This is a genomic window from Dictyobacter aurantiacus (assembly GCF_003967515.1).
GTDB lineage: Bacteria > Chloroflexota > Ktedonobacteria > Ktedonobacterales > Ktedonobacteraceae > Dictyobacter > Dictyobacter aurantiacus.
In genome coordinates this window covers 1,931,540-1,954,280 of record NZ_BIFQ01000001.1, presented here as the reverse complement: position 1 = coordinate 1,954,280, position 22,741 = coordinate 1,931,540, and the positions used below count along the sequence as shown (strand labels likewise).

Annotated in this window: 16 protein-coding genes, 4 tRNA genes and 2 rRNA genes; 12 read left to right on the top strand and 10 right to left on the bottom strand. The window is 51.7% G+C overall.

Annotation, left to right across the window (positions count from 1 at the left end):
- Window positions 1-42: 42 nt before the first annotated feature.
- The 4 genes from KTT_RS07830 (at window position 43) to KTT_RS07815 (ending at window position 2,894) form a co-directional block, all read left to right on the top strand.
- Window positions 43-249: a hypothetical protein gene (locus tag KTT_RS07830; RefSeq protein WP_126595442.1), complete on the top strand. Its 207-nt coding sequence runs from the start codon at window positions 43-45 to the stop codon at window positions 247-249.
- 273 nt (window positions 250-522) lie between these two features.
- Window positions 523-1,332 carry a pseudouridine synthase gene (locus KTT_RS07825; RefSeq protein WP_126595441.1) on the top strand — a complete coding sequence of 270 codons (810 nt, stop codon included), beginning with the start codon at window positions 523-525 and terminating at the stop codon, window positions 1,330-1,332.
- 114 nt (window positions 1,333-1,446) lie between these two features.
- Entirely contained in the window at window positions 1,447-2,133 is a 687-nt protein-coding gene (gene cmk / locus KTT_RS07820) for a (d)CMP kinase (protein WP_126595440.1), read from the top strand.
- A complete protein-coding gene (locus tag KTT_RS07815; protein ID WP_126595439.1) occupies window positions 2,130-2,894 on the top strand; it encodes a lysophospholipid acyltransferase family protein in 765 nt (254 codons plus the stop codon). The genes cmk and KTT_RS07815 overlap by 4 nt, the downstream gene beginning before the upstream one ends.
- A 59-nt stretch (window positions 2,895-2,953) precedes the next feature.
- On the opposite strand, the gene KTT_RS07810 is transcribed toward KTT_RS07815, so the two are convergent.
- Both KTT_RS07810 and KTT_RS07805 read right to left on the bottom strand, forming a co-directional pair.
- Window positions 2,954-3,196: a DUF2630 family protein gene (locus KTT_RS07810; protein ID WP_126595438.1), complete on the bottom strand. Its 243-nt coding sequence runs from the start codon at window positions 3,194-3,196 to the stop codon at window positions 2,954-2,956.
- 87 nt (window positions 3,197-3,283) lie between these two features.
- Window positions 3,284-6,961, bottom strand: coding sequence for a UvrD-helicase domain-containing protein (locus KTT_RS07805; protein WP_126595437.1), 3,678 nt, complete (start codon window positions 6,959-6,961; stop codon window positions 3,284-3,286).
- Between the two features lie 290 nt (window positions 6,962-7,251).
- Between KTT_RS07805 and KTT_RS07800 the strand changes: the two genes are divergently transcribed.
- Entirely contained in the window at window positions 7,252-7,935 is a 684-nt protein-coding gene (locus KTT_RS07800) for a hypothetical protein (protein ID WP_126595436.1), read from the top strand.
- A gap of 166 nt (window positions 7,936-8,101) precedes the next feature.
- Window positions 8,102-8,890, top strand: coding sequence for a type III pantothenate kinase (locus KTT_RS07795; RefSeq protein ID WP_126595435.1), 789 nt, complete (start codon window positions 8,102-8,104; stop codon window positions 8,888-8,890).
- Between the two features lie 79 nt (window positions 8,891-8,969).
- Here the strand turns inward: KTT_RS07795 and KTT_RS07790 are convergent.
- The 7 genes from KTT_RS07790 to KTT_RS07760 form a co-directional block, all read right to left on the bottom strand.
- A tRNA-Ile gene (locus KTT_RS07790) sits at window positions 8,970-9,043 on the bottom strand.
- 60 nt (window positions 9,044-9,103) lie between these two features.
- A tRNA-Ile gene (locus KTT_RS07785) sits at window positions 9,104-9,177 on the bottom strand.
- Between the two features lie 34 nt (window positions 9,178-9,211).
- Window positions 9,212-9,328, bottom strand: a 5S ribosomal RNA gene (rrf, locus tag KTT_RS07780).
- A gap of 39 nt (window positions 9,329-9,367) precedes the next feature.
- Window positions 9,368-9,440, bottom strand: a tRNA-Ala gene (locus KTT_RS07775).
- Window positions 9,441-9,443: 3 nt separating this feature from the next.
- A tRNA-Ile gene (locus KTT_RS07770) sits at window positions 9,444-9,517 on the bottom strand.
- A gap of 193 nt (window positions 9,518-9,710) precedes the next feature.
- Window positions 9,711-11,189, bottom strand: a 16S ribosomal RNA gene (locus KTT_RS07765).
- 356 nt (window positions 11,190-11,545) lie between these two features.
- Entirely contained in the window at window positions 11,546-12,001 is a 456-nt protein-coding gene (locus tag KTT_RS07760) for a DUF6249 domain-containing protein (protein WP_126595434.1), read from the bottom strand.
- 114 nt (window positions 12,002-12,115) lie between these two features.
- Between KTT_RS07760 and KTT_RS07755 the strand changes: the two genes are divergently transcribed.
- From KTT_RS07755 to KTT_RS07735, 5 genes are all read left to right on the top strand, one after another.
- Window positions 12,116-12,751, top strand: coding sequence for an RNA polymerase sigma factor (locus KTT_RS07755; protein WP_126595433.1), 636 nt, complete (start codon window positions 12,116-12,118; stop codon window positions 12,749-12,751).
- A 2-nt stretch (window positions 12,752-12,753) separates the two neighbouring features.
- A complete protein-coding gene (locus KTT_RS07750; RefSeq protein ID WP_126595432.1) occupies window positions 12,754-13,323 on the top strand; it encodes an anti-sigma factor family protein in 570 nt (189 codons plus the stop codon).
- 84 nt (window positions 13,324-13,407) lie between these two features.
- Complete coding sequence (locus KTT_RS07745) at window positions 13,408-14,286, top strand: UbiA family prenyltransferase (protein ID WP_160145718.1); 879 nt, start codon at window positions 13,408-13,410, stop codon at window positions 14,284-14,286.
- Window positions 14,287-14,349: 63 nt separating this feature from the next.
- On the top strand, window positions 14,350-15,414 hold the full coding sequence (locus tag KTT_RS07740) for a class I SAM-dependent methyltransferase (protein WP_126595430.1): 1,065 nt from the start codon (window positions 14,350-14,352) through the stop codon (window positions 15,412-15,414).
- A 582-nt stretch (window positions 15,415-15,996) separates the two neighbouring features.
- Entirely contained in the window at window positions 15,997-18,249 is a 2,253-nt protein-coding gene (locus KTT_RS07735) for a beta-sandwich domain-containing protein (RefSeq protein ID WP_126595429.1), read from the top strand.
- 141 nt (window positions 18,250-18,390) lie between these two features.
- Here KTT_RS07735 and KTT_RS07730 read toward each other — a convergent pair whose 3' ends face one another.
- Window positions 18,391-20,163, bottom strand: coding sequence for an alkaline phosphatase family protein (locus KTT_RS07730; protein ID WP_126595428.1), 1,773 nt, complete (start codon window positions 20,161-20,163; stop codon window positions 18,391-18,393).
- 198 nt (window positions 20,164-20,361) lie between these two features.
- Here KTT_RS07730 and KTT_RS07725 point away from each other — a divergent pair, with 198 nt between their 5' ends.
- Complete coding sequence (locus KTT_RS07725; protein ID WP_126595427.1) at window positions 20,362-21,135, top strand: hypothetical protein; 774 nt, start codon at window positions 20,362-20,364, stop codon at window positions 21,133-21,135.
- Window positions 21,136-22,741: the final 1,606 nt, after the last annotated feature.

The window sequence follows — 22,741 nt, the reverse complement described above, 5'->3', positions numbered from 1 at the left end:
ACTAATAGAAAAATGTTTTGAATAGTGAGGATATAATTGCATATGAACAATAATCCAATGTTTTATGCTCCTTGCCCAAACTGTCAGGCAGATGGACATTATCGTCAGTGGCGGGGAATCTCTGGGCATGGGATGCGGATTGATAGTGATGCCCATTCTGTCGTAGGATCTGAAGTAAGTGCGCTGATATGTACAATTTGTGGAAATATCCAGCTTTTTGTGAACCCCAACGATTTTTATAAGCAATAAGTGCACAAAGATATCCAATTAGTGGCATTTCGATCTTGCCGAAGAAGCCAAAATGGTGTAGCGTTTAACGAAACACAAATTGTCGCCGCCGTAGGTGCCGGTCTTGCCCCGGCTTGGAGCCGAAGGCGACCCCCATGCCCACGCGAGTACGTCTCCACAAAGGCGTTACCCTGGCGAGAGGTGCATCAAAGACATATAAAATAGTTGTAAGCGATCAAATGGCCATCCGCCGGTGAGGTGTGGAGAGGGCCTGTGTCATGGAAAACAATGAATATGAACAGCGAACAGAGTCCAGAGCAAAAACAAGCGTCCGAACAGAGTACAGAAGGGGTGCGCTTAGCCCGTTTCCTGGCCCATGCAGGTGTGGCCTCGCGGCGCCACGCGGAGGAGATCATTCACGCCGGCCGCGTTCAGGTGAACGGCCAGACGATTACCACGCAGGGGGTGCGTATTGATCCTGATCGTGACCAGGTAAGCGTGGATGGGAAGCCTGTCCAGCTTAGCAGCCACAAGGTATATATCATGATTAATAAACCGGCCGGCTACGTCAGCACCGCCTATGATCCCCAGCAGCGGCCCACCGTTCTCTCCCTGGTGCCGCCCGAGATTCGTCAGCTCCGCGTCTACCCGGTCGGGCGCCTTGATATCGATACCAGCGGTCTGCTACTGCTGACCAACGATGGAGATTTTGCCTTACAATTGACCCATCCACGCTACTCCACCCGCAAGCACTATGAAGCGGTGGTGCAGGGGCATCCGGACGCCTTCGCCCTGGAGTCTTTACGCCACGGCGTTCCCATTCGTGAGGACGATGGAGGCACTTTTCGCACCTCACCTGCGGATGTGCGTGTGCTGCGACAGGACGAGAAAGAGTCGACTCTGCTGCTTACCTTGCATGAAGGGCACAAGCGTCAGGTGCGACGTATGCTGCGTGCCGTCGGACATCCCGTCCGTCATCTGCAACGTGTCGGCGTAGGCACCCTGACCCTGAAAGGAGTCGCGCCGGGCAAGTGGCGTAACCTGACCGAGGTCGAAGTTCAGCAGCTTATGAAAGAGCATTCGAAAAATAAAGGTAAAAATTGAGCACAAGCGAGATTACGCAAAAGATTGACGTTTGGTGGCGTCTGCGTCATCCCAACCAGGCAGGATATGATATAATCCGTTGAGTTATGATTATCATCGATACGCGGAGGATTCATGTCAGGGCCACAATGTATAGCAATAGATGGGCCAGCAGGCTCAGGGAAGAGTACTATAGGTGAGCAACTTGCCCGTCGATTAGGCTACCTTTATGTCGATACCGGAGCAATGTATCGTGCGGTGGCCTGGTTGGCTCTTCATGAGGGAGTTGATATTAATGATGGACCCGCCCTGAGCCAGTTGGCGCAAGGGGCAGATATTGTGATTAGCCATCCCCATATCTCTGATGGCCGACAATATACGGTGACGGTCAACGGACAGGATGTCACATGGGATATTCGCAGGTCAGATGTGACGCGCGCGGTTTCGGCGGTATCTTCGCATCCCGAGGTTCGTAAGCTGCTCATCGAGCAGCAGCGCATGATGGCCAGACAGGGCCGCGTCGTTATGGTTGGCCGCGACATCGGGGCGATCGTCCTGCCAGATGCCGAACTGAAGATTTATTTAACTGCCAGCCTGGCCGAGCGGGCCCGACGGCGCCACACTGAACTGGTTGAGCGCTATGGACCGGTGCATGAAAATGTTCCCCCTCTTGAAGAATTGATACGCGATATCGAGCGCCGAGACGAGATTGACCACGATAATATGCAACCAGCGATAGACGCCATCGTTATTGAAACCGACTATCTCAGCGTACCCCAGGTAATGGAGACTATCGCGCCTTATGTGGAGGATACTGTATGACGCAGGATATGGATGCTGCCGGCACTCCAGCCAGTACGGCGACGACCAAAAAAAGTGAGCCAAAGAAGAAGCCGGAAAAAAATCTATACGAGCCCTATTCAACCCCACGCGTGCTGTATGAAGTGATACGTTTCATCGCCAAAGCGGTCTTCTTTCTGGTTGCGCGTGTCCATCTGCGTGGACGCTACAATGTGCCGAAGAAGGGACCCTATATTATTGCCGCCAACCATCTCTCATGGACCGATATCCCGCTGGTTCCGGCCTATGTCCCGGGCAAAGTGGTGTATATGGCCAAGGAAGAGTCATTTTACAGCAAGGTGGGCTGGCTGGTGCGTTTCCTGGGCGCGTTTCCCGTGAAGCGTGGTGAGGGTGATCGCCAGGCCATTCGCGCGGCTCAGGAGCAATTGAAGCAGAAGAAGGTTTTTATTATTTTCCCTGAAGGCACACGCAGCAAGACGCATACCCTGAGCAAAGCCCATGCCGGACTAGGCATGATTGCGCTGCGCTCAGGCGTGCCCGTGATCCCGGTCGCCATCTGGGGCAGTGAGAACGCGCTGAAGAAATTTGGCGCCCACGTGACCATCTCCTATGGTGAGCCTATCTTATTGAAGCCGAAGGGCAACAAGATTACGCGTGAGGATATCGCCGATGCCACTAACGAAGTAATGAAGCGCATCGCTGAGATGCTGCCGGAGCGCTACCGTGGCGAATATGCCGATCTCGCCGCTAACCAACCGGTTGACCTTAATTCATTGAGTTAAGTTTTACGGTGTAGTAAACAAAAAGGATGGGCTGGCTCTTGCTAGCCCATCCTTTTTGTTTACTGTCTGTAGTTTTCGACAATGTTGGGATCGCGTACCTGGGCATCGTCGGGATTCAGACCCGCGTTGCGGCGGGCCCGCCGCTGGCGCAGCAGGTCCCAGCACTGATCCAGTCCCACTTCCAGATCTTTGACACGCTGACGCTGATCACCCTGGATCTTGCCCTCCTCTTCCAGTTGGAGAAGATGATGCTCTTCGTCAACAAGTTCTTGAATACGTTTCATTATTTCGTTATCGTCCATTGTTTCCCTCTACATATTGGTAGTTCGATGCCGCCAGATTGTATTATAACACGCACCGCACAGCACGAATGGATACGCTCTATACTATTAAGCCGGACAGATAAAAAAGAATGGGCAGGTTGGACACTGCTGGGGATCTCTGGGTTGTGCCGGATAGCGATGCTCCTGCAATCCTTTGACGGCCTGCTCGACGTCTCTATAGAGGCTTTGCTCTTTTCTGGCCGTGATGGTAATCGGCATGCTTTCCCCTGTGCTCATGTTGTGGCTGTGCACCTCGACGTTCTGGCCGGGATATTGCTGTCGATAGGCCAGGTGATAGAGGAGATCTTTATGTTTGGGATCGATCTTCTCCTTGGAACGTCCATAGCTGGTGCGTATAAAGCGATCCGGTTGTTGGGTGAGTTCGTTGGCTGTCTCCACCCGGTCAATGGGAACATGTACGTTGGTGCCGGCGACCTCAACGTTATAGCCAGGTTGTAGCTGCCAGCGTACCTCTTCCTGGGTATGCAGGCGGCGCCGGATAGAGGCTACTACTTCCTGCCCATGTTCCTCATACATGGTAGCGAACGGCTCTGTATGGCCTCCGAGCTCCTGCCAGTGCTGGAGATAGAGCTGCTGAATTTCCTGCTGGCTGGGAAGCTCAGACGAATCACTGGCACCATCCAGTTGCCGGTGCAGCGACTCGACCGTTTTGCGCGTGGCCTGCGTGAAGAGCCGATAGCCGGTTGGCTGATCCTCAAAGTGATAGATTGAGCTATAGGCGTATTTGCGTGGGCAGTTCAGATAGCTCTCGATGGCATAGGTACTTACGATGGGTGAGCTCATGGCTGCGATAAAATCTTCACCGGGCTGGGAACTATGGACACCTACGATTTCCTCTTCCACCAGAGTACCCGTGTAGGGTTGGTTCCAGTGCAGATTGACGATGCGCTCCTCGCTCAAGCCCGCTTCAAGCGCGTCAAGATAGATGGAGCGCTGGTAGCGCTGTTGCGCCTTGCCGTAGCGTTCGCTATAGCTCAGCACCAGTTGATCTTTTGCCCGCGTTACCCCTACGTAGAAGAGGCAGGCTTCGCCCACGTCATGGCTGTTCCCCTCCGTTGTCAGCATACCCGCTGGCGGTTTGACCTGGCCTGAGCGGCCTGTAGTGGGGAAGCGGCGTTGCATCAGGCCTGGCATGTAGACGACCGGGAACTCCAGCCCCTTGCTGGCATGCACGGTCATGACGCTGATGGTATCGGCCTCTTCCTCCGTCTCGTCTTCATTATTCTGCCGATTGCCGCTATCCTGCCGCAGCCGCACCAGGAGTCTGAGATAGTCCAGGAAATCTCGCACCTGTTCTTCCAGCGACATTGGCTCGCTGTCTGCCGCTTCCTGGCCATCTTGAGAGGCCGTCTGTTGATCCAGCCGCTGGCGCAGCAGCAGTTGCTGGTCATAGTGGCGAGCCGTCTGGAGCAGTTGCTGATAGGCGCCCAACTGCAAGATGCTGGCTTTATCATCGGGTCGCGCCAGTAGCGCGCGCACCAACGAGGTCTCGATGAAGAGGTACTGGGCCAGTAGCGACCACATATTGGGCGCCCTGAACAGAGATTGTAGCATGCGCGAGAGGCGCAGCAGGGCATGACGTCCCTCCACGCTCATGCTCAGAGGAGCCTCGCCTGAAAGCAGCATCTGGCGCGGCGTCTTGCCCGGTTCACGGGCCGCCAGCAGTAGCGCCTCGACGTCCTGTTGGCTCAAGGCGTATTCAGGCTGGCATCCCATGCGCAGGAGCCCCATTCCGCTGTTATCCGCAATGAGCTGGATCGCTGAGAGCGCGTCCTTGATATACTCCTGTTCCAGGATGCCGCCCTGTTCGATAGCGGGAAGCTCGGCCTCCAGCAGGGCGGCGGTAATCTTGTTGGCCTGGCTGCGCGTGCGGCAGAGGATGATCATGTCTTTGTAGGCATAGCCCAGAGAGCGCTTATGACGGATATCGGCGATCAGGCCAGCGACCTCACTGGTCTCATCGGGGGCTTTGGCGATGGTGACATAGGCTTCCGTGCTGGTCAGGCGTACCGCCTGATTTTTGCCAGCGTCTTGCTCCCGTTCAAGATGCTGGCAGCGGAAAGCCTCAGCCAGCGCTACCAGATCGGGCCGCGAACGATAGTTGCGACTAAGCGGGAGGACCCTGGCTCCCGGGAAGTCTTGCTCAAACTGGCTGATGTTGGCGGGCGAGGCGCCACGAAAGCCGTAGATGGCCTGGTTGGCGTCGCCCACTACCCAGACGCGGCGGGACTCACCGGCCAGTACGCGTAGCAGGACGCCGCTGGCCCGATTCACATCCTGAAATTCATCGACCAGGATGTGCGCGAACCTTTGCTGCTGCTCGTGCAGGACCTCTGGATGATCTGTAAGAAGTTGGATCGCCGATACCAGCAGGCCACCGTAGTCAGTATCGCCACGGCGTTGCAGCTCTTGTTGATAGAGAGCGTAGACCTGCGCCACCTCTAGCGTCTTTTCCGCCTCAGCCTGCTCTTTTTCGTCGTCTCCAGCTTGCAGGCGCATGGTCCGGGCCAGGATCGCGTACTGCTCGGGCGTCACCAGTTCATCCTTGGCGCGTGCGATCGCCTTGAGCATATCTGGAAAATAATGGGTGGGCGTCTGCAGCAGACGATAGTGGTGGAGCCGCATCGCGTTGGCCTGGCGGCGCAGGATCAGGTAGCCCTCGGCCTCATCAATCAGCGTGAAGTCTGGTCTCAGACCCGCCAGGGCCGCGTGCTGGCGCAATAGATTGGCGCAAAAAGCATGAAAGGTACTGATCGTTGGTAAGGGCTGCCCCGACCGGGCGAGCAGTTGCCGCAGGCGTTCCTCCATCTCCAGTGTGGCTTTGCGTGAGAAGGTCAGTGCCAGAATGTTCTGGGCGGGAGTGCCCAGGGTATTGATAAGATAGTCGGCCCGCCCGATCAGCGTACTTGTCTTGCCACTACCGGGTCCGGCCACGATCAGCGCTGGAGTCTCGGCCTCGATGGCCGCTTGCTGGAATTCATCGTATCGCTTTTTTGCTGGCGGAGTCCCATTTGCTGGCTCGATAGGCGTGGCGGCTACAGGTTCTTGCACCGTCTCCCGTGTCGGCGGCGTATCCAGGAAGCCGGTCAGGCGATTGAGCAGCGCGGCCGGCGAGACGTGAAAGTGGGTCGCCAGTGTATGGGTTGGTACGCCGCCCTCTACAAATAAGGTATAGAGCCGGGTCGCTGGCATCAGCAGTTCGGCGGCAAAGACATTGGCGGCCATCTCACGTTCGCTGCGTGGATCATAGCCGTGGGCGCTACCAATCTTCTCCTGTATCTGCTCCTGTTCCAGCAAGGTTGCCATATCTTCCTGTATGTCATCGTCGTGACAGGGGAAGGCCGGTGACGGCTCTGGAATCGGGGCATAGGAGGTGTGGCCCACAAATGGCAGGCCGCGCTGTTCCGCGAAGCGCTGCAGGCGCATCCCATCGCGACAATGCAGCAGGGCATGTCCAATTTCGTGTGCCAGTGTAAAGCGGCGAAACGCCTCATTGAGGGAACGGCAGATCCAGATCAGATCTTCCTCTTCATCGGGATCCATAAAGCCGTACGTCCCCTGCGCATAGTCATCTTCCGCGAACGTACCAATACTCAATCCCAGCCACTCGGCCAGATCGTCAACAGGGGTGACATCATTAGTCCACGCAGGGTTGTCTTTCCTATATTCTTCCAGCACCAGCCGGGCCGTAGCCTCAACCGTTGACCGTAACACATTATCCACAGCGTGCTCCCAGCGCCTTAGTAAAATATCAGCAAATATGAGAAAGGTATGTTAACCAGTATGTCTGCTTTTCGCCTCAGTCCATATCATATTATATCGCATAGAGAGCCTCGTCGGGACCTTTTTAAGCCACCCTCTATGGGTATTTGTACATTGATGCGTTGAGCGCGCAACTGCGCGCTCAACGCATCAATGTACAAATACCCATAGTAATTTTTCCAAATGGGACATTCTCTGGTATAATGGGCCGAGATGAGATGGTGCCATATATCTTGACAAGGACTTTCAAAATGGACGCAGAAGAGATTCTCGCACAAGCGAATATAAGCGCGGAACTGCCGCCTGGCTGGTCTACTTTCCCCCTGCTCAAAGGGAAGGTTATCTGGGGAATCATTGGTTGGATTTTCGGTATTTTAATGGGTGGAGGCTTGTTAGCCTTAATTGTGCCGATCGTTGTTCCATTTAATTATCAGCGTGGGATTTTTTCCATTATTTTAACCACATTGTTGCTGGGTATCCTGGCTTTTATCTTTTTGGGTAGCATCTATATGCTCTGCGTGGACATCCTGCGCGTGGCTCAGCCAGAAAAACACATAATCGTACTGACCCCCACGGATTTTGTACATAAAGAAGGCCCTCGAACGACCCACGTACCGCTCGTCAATATTCGACACGTGACCCCGCGCGGACGCGCACCGCTTGAGCGTAACCCTGATGAGGGTGGCGTCAACAATATCCAGAGTCCGGGTGAGAATCTGATGGGCTTTGTCTTCGGGCGCGGCATCACCCCTAGCGGCCAGAAACAGCGCCGCAAGCGCGTGCGCACCCCAACATCATTGGCGTTCGTGGATGACCGTACAGACACAGAGATCACGGTCGTCAATGATGACGCCCATGGCGATCCTTTCCTGATCGCGGCCGTAATCAAGAAATACGTGGCCGCCGCCAAGGAGCAGGAGATATCCCAGAAATAGTATGCTACTCATTTGGATGAGCGAAGCCGCCCGGGGAGCTATCACGGATGCGAAGAAAAGCTCCGTCCCAGATGATGAGCCGTGGCGGCGGAGCTCGCCGCGATCAAGCAGCGTTTCCAAATGCTTTTTTTACAGCATGATGCTTGAGTAGAGAAGGGACTTATGTATGTTACTTGCGCTTGATATCAGTAATACAAATATCAAGTTTGGTCTATATGATCATGATGTAATGAAGCATCTCTGGGTCGTATCAACCAGTCGGCAGCGTACAGCCGACGAGTACGCTATGGTACTCAGCGATCTGTTGCGTCACGTTGGCTACACCTTGACTGATATCGACGACATCATAGTGTCCAGTGTTGTTCCGCCTCTGACACCGGTCTTTCAGGATCTTGCCGCCCGCTATTGTAACCGCGAAGCGCTGGTCATCAACCATACGATGGATCTTGGGATCAAGCTGCTGGTGGATAACCCCTGGGAAGTGGGATCGGATCGCATCATGACCATTCTGGCGGCTCACCATCTCTATGGCGGCCCCGCGATTGTGATCGCCTTCAGTACCGCTACGACGTTTGATGTCGCCTCGATCGAGGGTGATTTCCTGGGAGGCGCTATCGCTCCCGGCCTGGTCATCTCCGCAGAAGCATTAAGCAGTGCCGCCTCCCAGCTTTATCGCGTCAACATGACGCCGCCGCGTTCCGCGCTGGGCAAGAACACGATCGAGAACATGCAATCGGGCATTATTTATGGGCACGTCGGCCTGGTGCAGGGTCTGATCGCGCGGCTTTGCAAGGAGATTCCCGACGTAACTCATCCCAGCGAGATCAAGATCATCGCCCATGGAGGGATGGCGCAACAGATGGCACCGATCATTCCCGAAGTCCAGTATGTCAACCAGTATTTACCGCTTGAAGGATTGCGCCTGGTTTATAACCGGCTGCGCGGACATCAATAACAGAGATAGGGAATATGAAGCGAGGGCGGTGCAGGTTCTCTCGGTTGAGAGAACCTGCACCGCCCTCGCTTCATCAAAGTGGGCCTTCCTGGACTCGAACCAGGGACCTCAGTCTTATCAGGACTGCGCTCTAACCACCTGAGCTAAAAGCCCGTAACACGTGGGGCAAAAAAATAAGAGCAGCGGAGCTGTCTCATTTAGGAGATCGGATAATGGGCCTTCCTGGACTCGAACCAGGGACCTCAGTCTTATCAGGACTGCGCTCTAACCACCTGAGCTAAAAGCCCGCGGCTCTCATTTCCTGCTTTATACCAGCGGGTGGAATGGCGACGTCTTATTTTCCCACGCAGTTGCCCACGCAGTATCATCAGGGCTGGAAGGCTTAACTTCCGTGTTCGGGATGGGAACGGGTGTTGCCCTTCCGCTAATGTCACCATCCCACCCGCGTGTACAAAGCAGCGGATGAGAAATCCGGGGTGGAGGCGAGGAGATTCGAACTCCTGACCTTCGCCGTGCAAAGGCGACGCTCTACCAACTAAGCTACGCCCCCGAATGGGCCTTCCTGGACTCGAACCAGGGACCTCAGTCTTATCAGGACTGCGCTCTAACCACCTGAGCTAAAAGCCCGTATCTATTTCTTTATTGTACTACATAAGCAATGTTGTGAACCTGAACAACTAAAGAGTGGTAAGGCGGAGCAGTCAAACGCCAACTTCGACAAGCTCGTTTAGATCTCTTACTCTGTGAAGTAAGACCGACCTGGAAGTGGAACACGCTTAGATGTCTGAAGTGTCTTCAGACGCGTGCTCAAGCTCCCTAGAAAGGAGGTGATCCAGCCGCACCTTCCGGTACGGCTACCTTGTTACGACTTCACCCCAATCACTGACCCCACCCTCGACGCTTGCCTCCCAGATGGGTTAGCCCAGCGGCTTCAAGTGTTGCCAACTTTCGTGGTGTGACGGGCGGTGTGTACAAGACCCGGGAACGTATTCACCGTAGTGTGCTGACCTACGGTTACTAGCAACTCCAACTTCATGGAGGCGGGTTGCAGCCTCCAATCTGAACTGAGGCCAGGTTTGACGAGATTAGCTCCCCCTCGCGGGTTCGCAACTCTTTGTCCTGACCATTGTAGCGTGTGTGTCGCCCAAAGCGTAAGGGCCGTGCTGACTTGACGTCATCCCCGCCTTCCTCCGTCTTATAACGGCAGTTTCGCTAGAAAAATCCAACTAACGACAGGGGTTGCGCTCGTTGCGGGACTTAACCCAACATCTCACGACACGAGCTGACGACAGCCATGCAGCACCTGTGAACCCGCCCCGAAGGGACAGCCCGTTACGGCTGGTGCAAGTTCATGTCAAGCCTTGGTAAGGTTCTTCGCGTTGCATCGAATTAAACCACACGCTCCGCTGCTTGTGCGGGTCCCCGTCAATTCCTTTGAGTTTTAATCTTGCGACCGTACTCCCCAGGCGGACCACTTATTGTGTTAACTACGACACTGAAGGGGTCGATACCCCCAACGTCTAGTGGTCATCGTTTACGGCTAGGACTACCAGGGTATCTAATCCTGTTCGCTCCCCTAGCTTTCGCACCTGAGCGTCAGGTACTTCCCAGGACACTGCCTTCGCCTTTGGTGTTCCTCCGGATATCTACGCATTTCACCACTCCACCCGGAATTCCGTGTCCCTCTGAAGCCCTCAAGTCAGACAGTTTCCATAGTACTTCGTCAGTTGAGCCGACGACTGTCACCACAGACTAATCTGACCGCCTGCGTGCGCTTTACGCCCAGTAACTCCGGACAACGCTCGCCTCCTACGTATTACCGCGGCTGCTGGCACGTAGTTAGCCGAGGCTGATTCCTCTGGTACCGTCCGTTCTCGTCCCAGAGAAAAGCAGTTTACGATCCGAAAACCGTCTTCCTGCACGCGGCGTTGCTCGTTCAGGGTTGCCCCCATTGACGAAAATTCCTCACTGCTGCCCCCCGTAGGAGTCTGGGCCGTTCTCAATCCCAGTGTGGCTGATCGTCCTCTCAGACCAGCTATCGATCGCGGTCTTGGTAGGCCATTACCCCACCAACCAACTAATCGAGCGCAGGCTCATCCTCGGGCGCTCTTGCGAGCTTTCTTCTTGCGAAGCTATGCGGTATTGTCGGCGATTTCTCGCCGGTATTCCTCACCCCAGGGCAGATAACCCACGTGTTGCTCACCCGTCCGCCACTCCCTGTTTGCACAGGGCGTTCGACTTGCATGTGTTAGGCACGCCGCCAGCGTTTATCCTGAGCCAGGATCAAACTCGCCATCCAATTTTTTATATGTAAAACTCTCTACAGAGAATTACTATGCAATGTTATGGCAAGCTTATCAAAGCAATTAACTGGCTTATGTTTTTCTGTTTCCTTACCACTCTTCAGTTGTTCATGTTCTTACATTTCACAATTACTTGTGTTATGTAGACGCTTCAGACGTTCCTGTCTGGCGCAAGAGAGATAATAGCACTGACCGGCTTTTCTGTCAAGCGTTTTTATATGAAATTTTAGGAACGCCCAAAAAAACAGGCTAACGGGATTTGAAGTGCTTTTAAGCCATGAATGAACGTCAGGAATAAGCACACAGACGCACTATTCACTGTGTTTGTTGCTTTGCGCCGGATGCGCCGCCTTTACGCGTGAGGACCCTCTCTGCGCTCTTTGAGCGGGATGATATTGGTATCGTCTTTTTTATTGTGCCTGGTGTCCTTTGGGTCTTCAATGTCGCCCTGTGAGTTCTGCTCCAGATAATAGCTGCCGGTCAGGGCCAGTCCGACGCCAAACGGGATCAAACCCGGGAGTAACCAGGGCCCAATATGGATCGGGGTAGAGGCAAGGTTCGGAGGCAGTAAAAAGCCGATTGGATATAAGCCGATAAGCAGGGTAAGCCCGACCATCATGGTAATCAGACCTGCTCGTAGAATGCCCCTGTTGCGGCGCCTGCGTCGCGTTTCTGATGGATGAAGCCCACGACTGATCATGGCCATGCGTTCACGGTGCTGGATGTAACGTAGCAAGATGATAAAACCGAGAAAAATGGCCAGGGCGATCAGCCAGCCAATTAAAATAACTATCGCGTTGAATGACATATAGGGCTACCTCTTTATACAGATATGAGTCTGTATGATAAGATACGTTTAAGCAAGTTGTATGTTTCGTCAGTTTGGTGAAACATATGCCTTCAAATGAGACTCTAAATTAGTATGATGAGTGAGTATCTATTGCAGCCACCACAAAGTATTGGAATATCACTGACAGGCGTAGCCTCGACATTTACAGATCAAGATGATGTTGCCCTTGTCATCGCCAGCCAATCCGGGGACCAGGATGCCTTTGCTGTATTGGTCCAGCGCCATCAGCGTCGTGTATTTAATTTAGTATACCGGATGCTCCAGCAGTATGACGAGGCCAATGAAGTCACCCAGGAGACCTTTCTGGCTGCCTGGCAAGGTTTGCGATCATTTCGAAGGGACGCGCGTTTTACTACCTGGTTGCACCGGATCGCCTATAATTGTGCGTTGAAGCAGCTAGAACAGCGGAAGAAAGATAGCGCATTACAGGTCGCTATGCAGGCGGAGGCTGTAGATAGCGATGAGCGTATCGGGGCTGAGTTAGAAGCCCATGATAGACAGGCGATCGTGCGTGAACATATATCAACCCTGCCTGCCAAATATCGTGTCGTGCTGGTGTTAAGACATTTGCAGGAAATGACTTACGAGGAGATGGCTGAAATTTTGACTATGCCGATCGGAACAATAAAAACGCATCTTTTTCGGGCGAGGAATCTGCTGAAAGAGCGTTTAGAGGCGTTTGATCAAGAGTGGAAAACGAAAGGTTAGTCATGCAGTGTTCAAAAGCGACCCGCCAAATACAATTGTATCTCGATAAACAATTGAATTTAGAGCAGACGCGTGCCCTGGAATCGCATCTTTCAAGTTGCTCTGCCTGTTGCCACGAATATTTTCTATTGCTAGAGATTGATCAGGCATTAAATGAGATGGAGATGGTGCGTGAGCCAGCTGATCTGACTATGCATATTATGCGGCGCGTGGCGCTAAGTTCACAGCAGGTCGCGGTTCAGGAACAGAAAGCGCGTCCCCTGACCTCATTCCGACCTTCGCTGCCAGAGATGTTGATCGCTGTCGCCCTGGCGACTATTACCATGTCAGGCATTGTGCTGGAGCAGCCCTCGGCGCGTGCCGCGTTGCCTATCGCCAATGGGCATGATCCACTATCCTTGCTGGTGCTTTCTCTCTGGCAGGGGCTGGTCCATGTTAATAGTGATACAGTCATGTTCTTTTTGTGGATAATGGGAACGCTGCTTGGTATCTGGATTACGCTGGCGGTGGCCGGTTCTGATATGCGCGATCAGTGGTATAAGGCTGTAATGGATCGTTTACCGGTCTGGTAACTCAACTTATATACGTTTCTTGATATGATGGAGTACTGATTGGTTGTGAGGGTGATGATGGCGGCAGATTAGGGGGAGCATATCGTGGAAACTTTGAAACAGCGACGGCCTGGCGATAGAGCGCTGGGCTTTTTTTTGCTCTGTCATCCAGGACCAGTGTTGATTCATACTGTGGCGGTAACTGTCTTCGCCGTACTGGGCGCGTGGCCCCACCTGGTCTGGACCACCTTGTTGCTGGTGATCGGTGCCCACTTCGCTATGCAGTGCTCGATCGCTGTACTCAACGATTATTGTGATCGGCGACTGGATATCGAGAGCAAGCGCCAGAAGCCGATCGCGCGTGGACTGGTTTCAGCGCGCGAGGCGCTGGTGTTTGGTTGGGCGTGGATCATCCTGATGTTTCTGCTGCTGCTGCCCCTGAACTGGCTGGCCCTGCTCATCTCGCTGCTCTACCTGTTGCTGGGGCAGGGGTATAACCTGGGACTCAAATCGACACCGTGGAGCGGCATCGTCTTTGCGCTGGCTATCCCCCTGATCCCCGTGTATGCCTTCGTTGGTGTTGCTCATGGCTCACCCGCCCTCTTCTGCTTGATCCCCGTGGCCGCGCTGCTGGGAATCGCCCTCAACCTTTCCAACTCGTTACCAGATATCGCTGAGGACGCGACCAACAATGCGCGCACCCTGGCGGTCGTACTGGGTGAACAAAGGACGCTGCTGGCCTGTCCCCTGCTGGTTCTGAGCGCGACCATCCTGGTGGGGCTTTTTACGCTGCTGAACATCGCCGAGGCGCAACCCCTGATTATCTGGCCGACGCTCCTGCTGGTATGTGTACTGATAGTTGTGCTGGCTATCTGGCCCCGCTTCTGGCGCAGCGAGCACAACGACAAGCACTATTTTCTTCTGACGGTATTCACATGTCTGCTGCTGGCCAGTGGCTGGCTTAGCAGCCTCTTTATCATGTGATTCGTATTATCTGTGTGATCCCTGAACGAAATGAATGTAGTGTCTTGTTGAAAGGTAGCGCGCATGCCCTTACGCTTATCTCTTATTGACCATATTCTGGCCAGCCTGAATTTATTACCTTCACCGCTTTTCGATACCCCGCTGGTGCCTGGCATTGCCCGCGTGCTGGTGACCGCCTGCGAACTCAACCTGTTTGATACGCTGGATCGCAGGTCCCTGACCCTGGAGCAACTGGCTGAACATCTGGATTGCCATCCCGATGGATTGAAGCTCTTGCTCCAGGTACTGGTTTCGGCGGGATATATACGGGAGCGCAAGGGACGTTATCGTAATTCGCGCGTCGCGCGCCGCTGGCTGCTGACAAGCTCGCCTTTCTCTGTCGCGCCCTACGTCATCCACAGTCCAGACATCGTTGATATCTGGAAGAATTTACCGGCCGCCATCCGCACGCATCAGCCTGCCCAGCGCATGCCATATGAAGAAGATCCCGGCGATCCTGAGGTGCAACGCCAGCTGGCGCGCCACTACGCGGGACTGGCCTCTCTGGCCAGCGTGCTTGGCCGGGAGGTCATCTACAAAATCCACTTACCCAGGGGGGCCTGCAGTCTGGTGGATATCGGGGGCTCACACGCGGCGTATAGCGCCATGCTCTGCCGCAAATATCCGCACCTGCAGGCTACCGTGCTGGATATTCAGCCCGGCATTGACGCGGGCCTGCGTACCGTAGAGCAGCAGAAGCTGAACAAGCAGATCCACTTTATCTGTACAGATCTTTTACGAGACTCCTTTGAGCAACAGTTTCCCGCCACCTTTGATGCGGCTCTCTACTTCCACATTGCCCATCTGCTGCAGCCGGAGCAGAATCGCGCCCTGTTGACCAAAGTCATCGCCATCCTGAAGCCAGGCGGCCAGATTTTCTTCGTCGATCAGATCCCCAACCAGACACGCTACTCGCGAATCGCCAACACCATGGTCCAGTTGATGGCCAACACCATGGAGATCGTCGGCGGCACCTGCTATCCCTTTTCAGAGGTCAAAGACTGGCTACAGTCCTGTGGTATGGAGCAGGTACGTGAGCATAGGTTGCTTACCCCCGGAGCTACCTTGATTAGCGCCCGCAAAAAATAATGCGGGCCTTTTTTGCTAAAAAAATATACATAAGTATAAAATTATTGACAAGTACTGTTCTGCTAAAGTATATTCCTGTTGGGTTTGCAATATAAATATATAAAGAATATATAAAAGCCACAGAGTAATACATTACATCTGCATATGTATCCTTGCTTATAAAATATGAATTGTTATCTTCCCTTCTCAAAAAGCAGGACAGGTTGCGTGTACATCCTATTAAGGATTACAGATATATTTTGTTTCTATCACTCTATAATTTTTGTGAACATGTGTATAGATGCATATGCATGTTCATAGACCGGGAGAGCATTTATGATGGATCCGGATCATAGGCAAGGGAATGCTGTACAGTCAATGCCGACAACCTTCTTTCGCCGGTATAGACGCATTCTATTTACGTCTTTTCTTATGTTTGTAGTGCTGGCTGGTGCGGCCTTTTCAGTGGTCAGCATACGTCTTCAGCCCCATACTGCAAAGGCCACTGCTTCAGGGTTGATTGGCGATGCTGCTACCTACCGAAGTAAAGGTCAGCAGTCTTTTTATGCAGTTCCACCGCACTCAAGTATTTCTACCAGGGCAATGAACACAACTGCGAGCAGCGCTCCTGCTTTCAACAATGTTGGTATTAGCTCGAAGTCAAACGTGACGGCTGGAAACTTCGATGGTGCCAATGGTAGCTATTCTTATGACGCATTAATTACAACCAACATCGAGCCGGGCATCCCTTTTATCTATGATGGTATCCAGTTTTCCTGGCCCAACGTGAATAATCAGAGTAGCCCTACACTGGCAGATAACTGGCAAGCCAGCGGACAGGTACTCCCACTTTCACAGACGAATACCCAGGTGATTGGTTTTATTGGAGCCGCCTCGGGTGGTGCTGTTAGTGGCACAGTGATAGTGACCTACAGCGATGGGACCACGCAAAGCTTCTCGCTTGGTATGAGCGACTGGACACTCGGTGGTGGAGCAAATTCACCTTCTTATGGCAATGTTATTGTGTCTGCTCAGCCATATCGGAATCTCCGCAGTGGACCTCAGAACGTAAAAACGTATCTCTTCTATGCAACAATTAAGACAGATGCGACGAAGCAAGCTGTAAGTGTAAAGTTACCAACACTTACTACTAGCGCAAAAATGCATATCTTCGCTTATGGTGCACGTGCCGCCACATACACCAATCCCTATAATAATACCGGTATGAGCGATGATGCCTATCCAACAGCGGGTAATTTCGATGGTGGCGGTGCCAGCTATTCATCATCGGCTATGGGCTGGGGGACTGGCTATACCATCTCCTATAACAACGATCTCGCTGGCAACTATAATATGAAATTCCAGTGGCCTGATGTCTTGCCAGGCTCTCCTGACAATTATGTGGCCAACGGACAAACCATCTCTATCACCCCTGTTGCGAACGCAGCAAAATTAGGTTTTATCGGCGCGGCTACTGGTGGTCCCTCTGTGGGTACCGCTACTATCGTCTACACCGATGGTTATAGTATGCCCTTTCAACTGGGTTTCAGTGACTGGACATTGAACGCTCATTCCCAGCCACCTTCCTTCGGCAATCGCTATTTTTATGCTATGTCCAGTCGCAACACACGTACTGGTCAGCAGCAGGTGAGCACCTATCTTTTCTACGCGGAAATGAATATCGACCCTACTAGAACGGTGCAAAGCATTATACTGCCCTCGTCGACCAGTGGTGGTCATATACACGTCTATTCAATCGCCACCGGCACTAGCGGTTTCTTTGATAATGTAGGCGTCTCTGACGATAATGGACCACTCTTTGGTAATTTCGATGGTAGTGGTAAAAGTTATTCCGGACAGGCTCTGCAGAATGCCGGGATCCTCTTTAGTTCACCCAATAATCTGCATCCATTCACTATCAATGGTGCCACTTTTACTGTAATGTATGGATCTGGTTTATTTCCTGATAACTGGGTTGCGAATGGGCAGACTATTACTGTCAACAGCGTTAGCAATGCTACTTCCCTGGCGTTCCTTGGTTCAGCTACAGGTGGCGCTTCGTCGGGTCTGATTACCTTGAACTATAGTGACGGTACTACCTCGACTGCTACACTTGCGTTTTCCGACTGGTGTGCGAACGCTGTAAAATTTACTAATTATGTGATTGCCACTATGCCATATCGTAATACTCCTTATGGCACACAGGCCACAAAGAATTATCTCTACTACAATGAGATTCCGCTGGCTGCTGGCAAAACTTTGACCAGCGTGCAGTTGCCACAAACAACCGGCGGTACTATGCATATCTTTGCGGCTGCTGAGAGAGCTGGTACCTATAACAACGTGGGTATCACCAATGATACCGCGACCTCAGTTGGAAATTTTGATAGTCCCAATGGGAGCAGTTACTCTGCGCAGGCGATGCAGAGTGCTGGCCTGACCCCGGGTGGCACTTTTAAATACAACGGGTATAGCTTCCCCTGGCCTGCCGCTGGTACAATGGATAACTATGTGACGACGAACCAGGTATTTAATGTCACTCCTCCTGCGGGCGCAAAATCCCTGGCATTTCTGGGCTCTTCGGTGAATGGCGTCACTGGTGGCGCGCTTACCCTCACATATACTGATGGGCACTCTGAGACCGTTTCATTGTCTTTCCCGGACTGGTGTAATTCTAAGTCTGGCTTAGAACCTGTCGCGGCGACTATGAGTTATCGCAATACTCATACCGGTCATCAGACAATTAACAACTACATCTACATGAATGAGTTCTATCTGAACCCAAACAGTACACTACAAAGCATCACCCTACCTATGAATGGCTATTTGCACGTGTTCTCGTACGCGTTCAAATAGCTCTGAATAGAGTACAGTATGCAACCGGAGCCCCCTCCTTCTCGAAACGAGAAGGAGGGGGCTCCGGTTTTTTCCTATCAATGAGGAGTTATCGGAAAAAATTACCGTATTGCCAGCCGTGGCGCTACATGTCAAGGACGTTTAGTCATCGTGGTGGAAATTGAACAGCTCCATCAGGTTGCCGATGGCTGGTCCGTTGACCGGTTTATACGGGTTATAGGCGCTCGTGCGCGGATTGGGCAGGTTATCAAGGCTACGCGATGAGAGCGTGTGCAGCTTCCAGTTTGCCTCGATAAATTTCAGGATCGATACGTGATCATTGTAGGTATGATCGACATAGCCGCGTTTTGAGTAGGGTGAAACCACCATCAGCGGAACGCGAGGACCATCGCCAAAGAAGGTCAGTGGCTGGATGTAGCCCGAGTCGTAGTAGCCGCCACCCTCATCGAAGGTGATGAGAATCGCGGTATCCTTGAACAGCTTCGGATTGCTCTTTACCTCATTGACGATATCCTTCGAATAGTTCTCGAAGATCGATAGCGAGGAGGAGGCTGGATGCCCATCATGAATCTCGTCGGGTTTGATAAATGAGACGGCGGGCAGCGTGTTGTTGGTGACATCCTTCTGAAACTGTGTGAAGTCCTGAAGATTATTTTTCTTCGATGTAGTCATGATCGAAGTTGCGTACTGGAAGGGATCGCAGATGGGGCAGAAGTACTGGCTGGGCGTCTTGCCATCGTTCATGCCCTGGCCATAATATTTCCAGGATACGTTGCGCGCAGACAGCTCATCCGCGATGGTCGGGAACTTCTGAGGGGGAACAATATAGGGTGTACCACTGGAAAGCTGTCCCGAAGGCGTATAGCCAGGCAGGTAATTGTTCAGCAGATAGTAAGCGCCGGGCGCGCAATCTCCATTGCGGAACGGTGCATATGGCAGTGAATGGATATAGCTCTGGATCTGGTTGACGCCTGGCTGGCTTGGATCGGAACAGTTGCTATAGCTACCGCCCGAGTAGCCATCCTGGGTATAGTTATTGTTTGTGCCTGGTTTTGGATTGGGATTCTCAATCTGATTGCTGGGAGGAACCGTAGGGCGTCCCTGCGCATCCTGATAATAAGCGGAATCGCCGGTGCCTAGCATAATATGGTTCGCGCCGGTACCACCCATTACCGCCTGATGATAGTTGTCGCTGCTGGCATAGGTATCGGCCATCTGCTTGAAGAAAGGTGCATCGCCGGTGCTCATGTTGTAGTAACCCATCGACAAAGCGCCCTGATTGGTTGGCTTGGGCGGAAGCGCGCCGTTGTCGTCACCGGCAGTCTCATGAACCCAGGTGTACAGATCGGCCTTACCACCATCCTGCTGCTGCCACATCTGGTAGAAGCGGTGTAGCGGATCACCAATGTAGGAATTCTCATAGGGCACATATTTTGTAATCTGGTAGGGCCCATTGGGTAGATTGGCCGGGAAGCGCTGATCGGGAACATTCTGGGGCTGTCCCTGTGCATATGTCGTATATGGCTGTGGTAAGGTCTGATACTTCCCTGTCTTTGTGGGTGTGAGCTGATATGCCTTTGTATCGGTGGCGGTCTCCTGCTGTGCCTTCGAGACATGTTTGCCCAGGTTTCCCGAAGCGGTCACGATACCCTCGGACAGCAGATTATTTACCGTCTGACCATGGACCGGCTGATATGTTCCAAAGACATTATCATAGGTGTGGTTCTCGCCAATAATGACGATCACATGTTTGATAGGGGTCGTCGTATCGCCCGATTCATCTTTAAACGTCACATTGCCCGCTGGCGCAGGCTGACTCGCAGCCGCCAGCGCGACCTGGGGTAATGCACTACCCAGCAAGCTGATCAGGGCCAGGAAAGAAGCGATCCATACCCTGCCTCTCAATTTCTGCATACAAATATTTTCCTCTCATTGTGTTTAACACAAAAATAACTTTTATGTATAGGCACCTGAAAAGAGTAACTTGTAATTTTTAAATTTACAATATGGTTTTGTTAAAAACCTATTATTTTTATTGCTACAAGGTCGTCAATGTATGAGTTATAATTACATTTTTACTGATAAAAAGAATTATTGAAAGGGAAAATTTTCATGCCAACAACGCAGCAACTTCTTGCGCGATTAGATGAGATTGGGATCGCATTGAGGGATACAGGTACAGCACTGGCGCTTCTTGGCCTTGGATCGGTTGGTATCGAAACCGAGCGACTGGATGAATATTCAGATCTGGATTTTTTTGCGATTGTCAGGCCAGGATCAAAGGCCCGCTATATTGAGAATCTTGATTGGCTGGCTATTCCCTGTCCGTTGAGCTATATTTTTCGAAATACCGTGGATGGTTACAAGGCATTGTTTGAGGATGGCATTTTCTGTGAGTTTGCCGTATTCGAACCGCAAGAGCTCCGTCATATTCCTTTTGCACAGGGGCGTCTTGTCTGGAAAGATGCTTCATTTGATGAGGGATTGCTTAAGCCGCAACCTGTACAGCAACGCGTCAATCCTATTGAAGGCACCATGGAGTGGCATCTGGGTGAGGCATTGACCAATCTTTATGTTGGACTTGGCCGTGTGCATCGAGGAGAGATACTGACCGGCACGCGTTTTATCCAGAGTTATGCGGTCGATCATATCCTTGCGTTGACCAAAACATTGGAAACCGCGCAGGTACAGAACGAAGATCCATTCAATGTAGAACGCAGATATGAGACGCGCTATCCACAGGTAGCCCGCTACCTCCCGAGCTTTATTCAAGGCTATGAGCACAACGTTGAGTCAGCGCTGGCCATCCTGGATTTTCTTACCCAACGCTTTGATGTGCAGCCAACCATGCGTAGCGCCATTCAAGAACTATGCGCTCATCACTGATGGGCCGTCCTTTTTTGACGCATCTATTCCCTCGCCAGAAAACGCGAGTAGATCAGTTGTTTCTGCGATAGCACGGTCAAACGCATCTTCTTGCTTATTATCACCATAGGCATAAGCAAGCATCTGTAGGATATGCCCTCGCGTTGCCTTGATCCTTATAAGGATATCACACAAGTAGAGAAACGAGTAGTACTTGCACTACTAAAGTTTTCTTGATAATAGGGTGAAACTATAGAAGATAAATACCAAACTGATTAAAATGCACATACCTACACATACCAGATAAAAATTTCTATAGAGGACATAAAGGGCAGGAAAACTGATGTCAGGGGCCTTTTACATACTCCATTTTGTTGCGTCTATCTTCATAAGCAAACTTTTTAAGATGAGGTAAGATAAGGAACCTATATGCAACAATGGGAATATTGTTCTTTTTTACTGCATTCTGGCTACCAGACACAAAGGATGTGGAAGGTCATTCAGATGAATGAGCAGAACATACTCGATGACGGAAAGGTATATGCCTCTATAGTAGATTTTTGTAATGTATTGGGCGCACAAGGGTGGGAACTCGTTGGCACACAACAACCTGATCCGCCCCGTTACCTCACATTGTATTTCAAACGCCTTCGGATTTACGCGTGACCATGAGCGAAGCAACAAAATAAGCGGGTTGCTACACCGTTGCTGCATTTGTGAGGTATACGAGGCTTGAAAGACGAGGGAGAGGTATAAATAAAACGAGGCCGGAAACTCGTTTATCAGAAAGCTTCCGGCCTCGTTTGGTAGTCGGGGTGAGAGGATTTGAACTACTCACAGTCCCGTTTTCTAATGGCTTGCCATCTGCCCCGATGGGCCTCTCAAGCTGATTGGCTTATTAAAATTGTCCAAATAAATCAAGGCTTCATAACCTGCGTTGAACGTTTCTGCCCCCACTTTTGCCCCCATTCTTTATCGGGATCTGTTCTTAATAAAACCGTTTATTTATATCTATTGATTCTTATTTTTGAGTTGCTGTACGGCGATGCTTCCTTTGGCGGATAGATAGCAGACGTGGTGGAAATTAAGGCAGGTCCTTTTTTAGGACAATTAGGCCTATTTGATTGTGGCCTGATTAGCAATAAGAGGATTTGAACTACTCTTTTAATAGCTTGTCATTTACCCCGATTAACTCGCAAGGGAATTAATCATGTTTTCTCTATGAAATATAAGAACTTTTTTGCATCCTTTTTAATACTAAGAGCAAATGAAGGCTCAGGACAAATATACTGGGCGAGTAGAAGGGACGCATGTAAGAACGTACTTGATTGTTCTTTTCACATTTGCTGATGGCCTATCCACAGCTACTTCTATCTGACATCATCAATATCCTAACATTGGGCCTTTTGTAATGCCAGGCTATCAGCGCTTTTGCCGTGCACACAATTACAGTATCAAAGAGAACATGAAACATTGTATTTTTTAATTTAAACGTATAGTAGGCTAGCTCTAGTAAGCAACAGCTGATATTCTACATTGAACATTTCGGAAATAGGAAGTATAATAGGATAATTCATGATTTGTATATGCACTGGAGGCCTTTGGCGTTAATCGACTTGCAATTTGT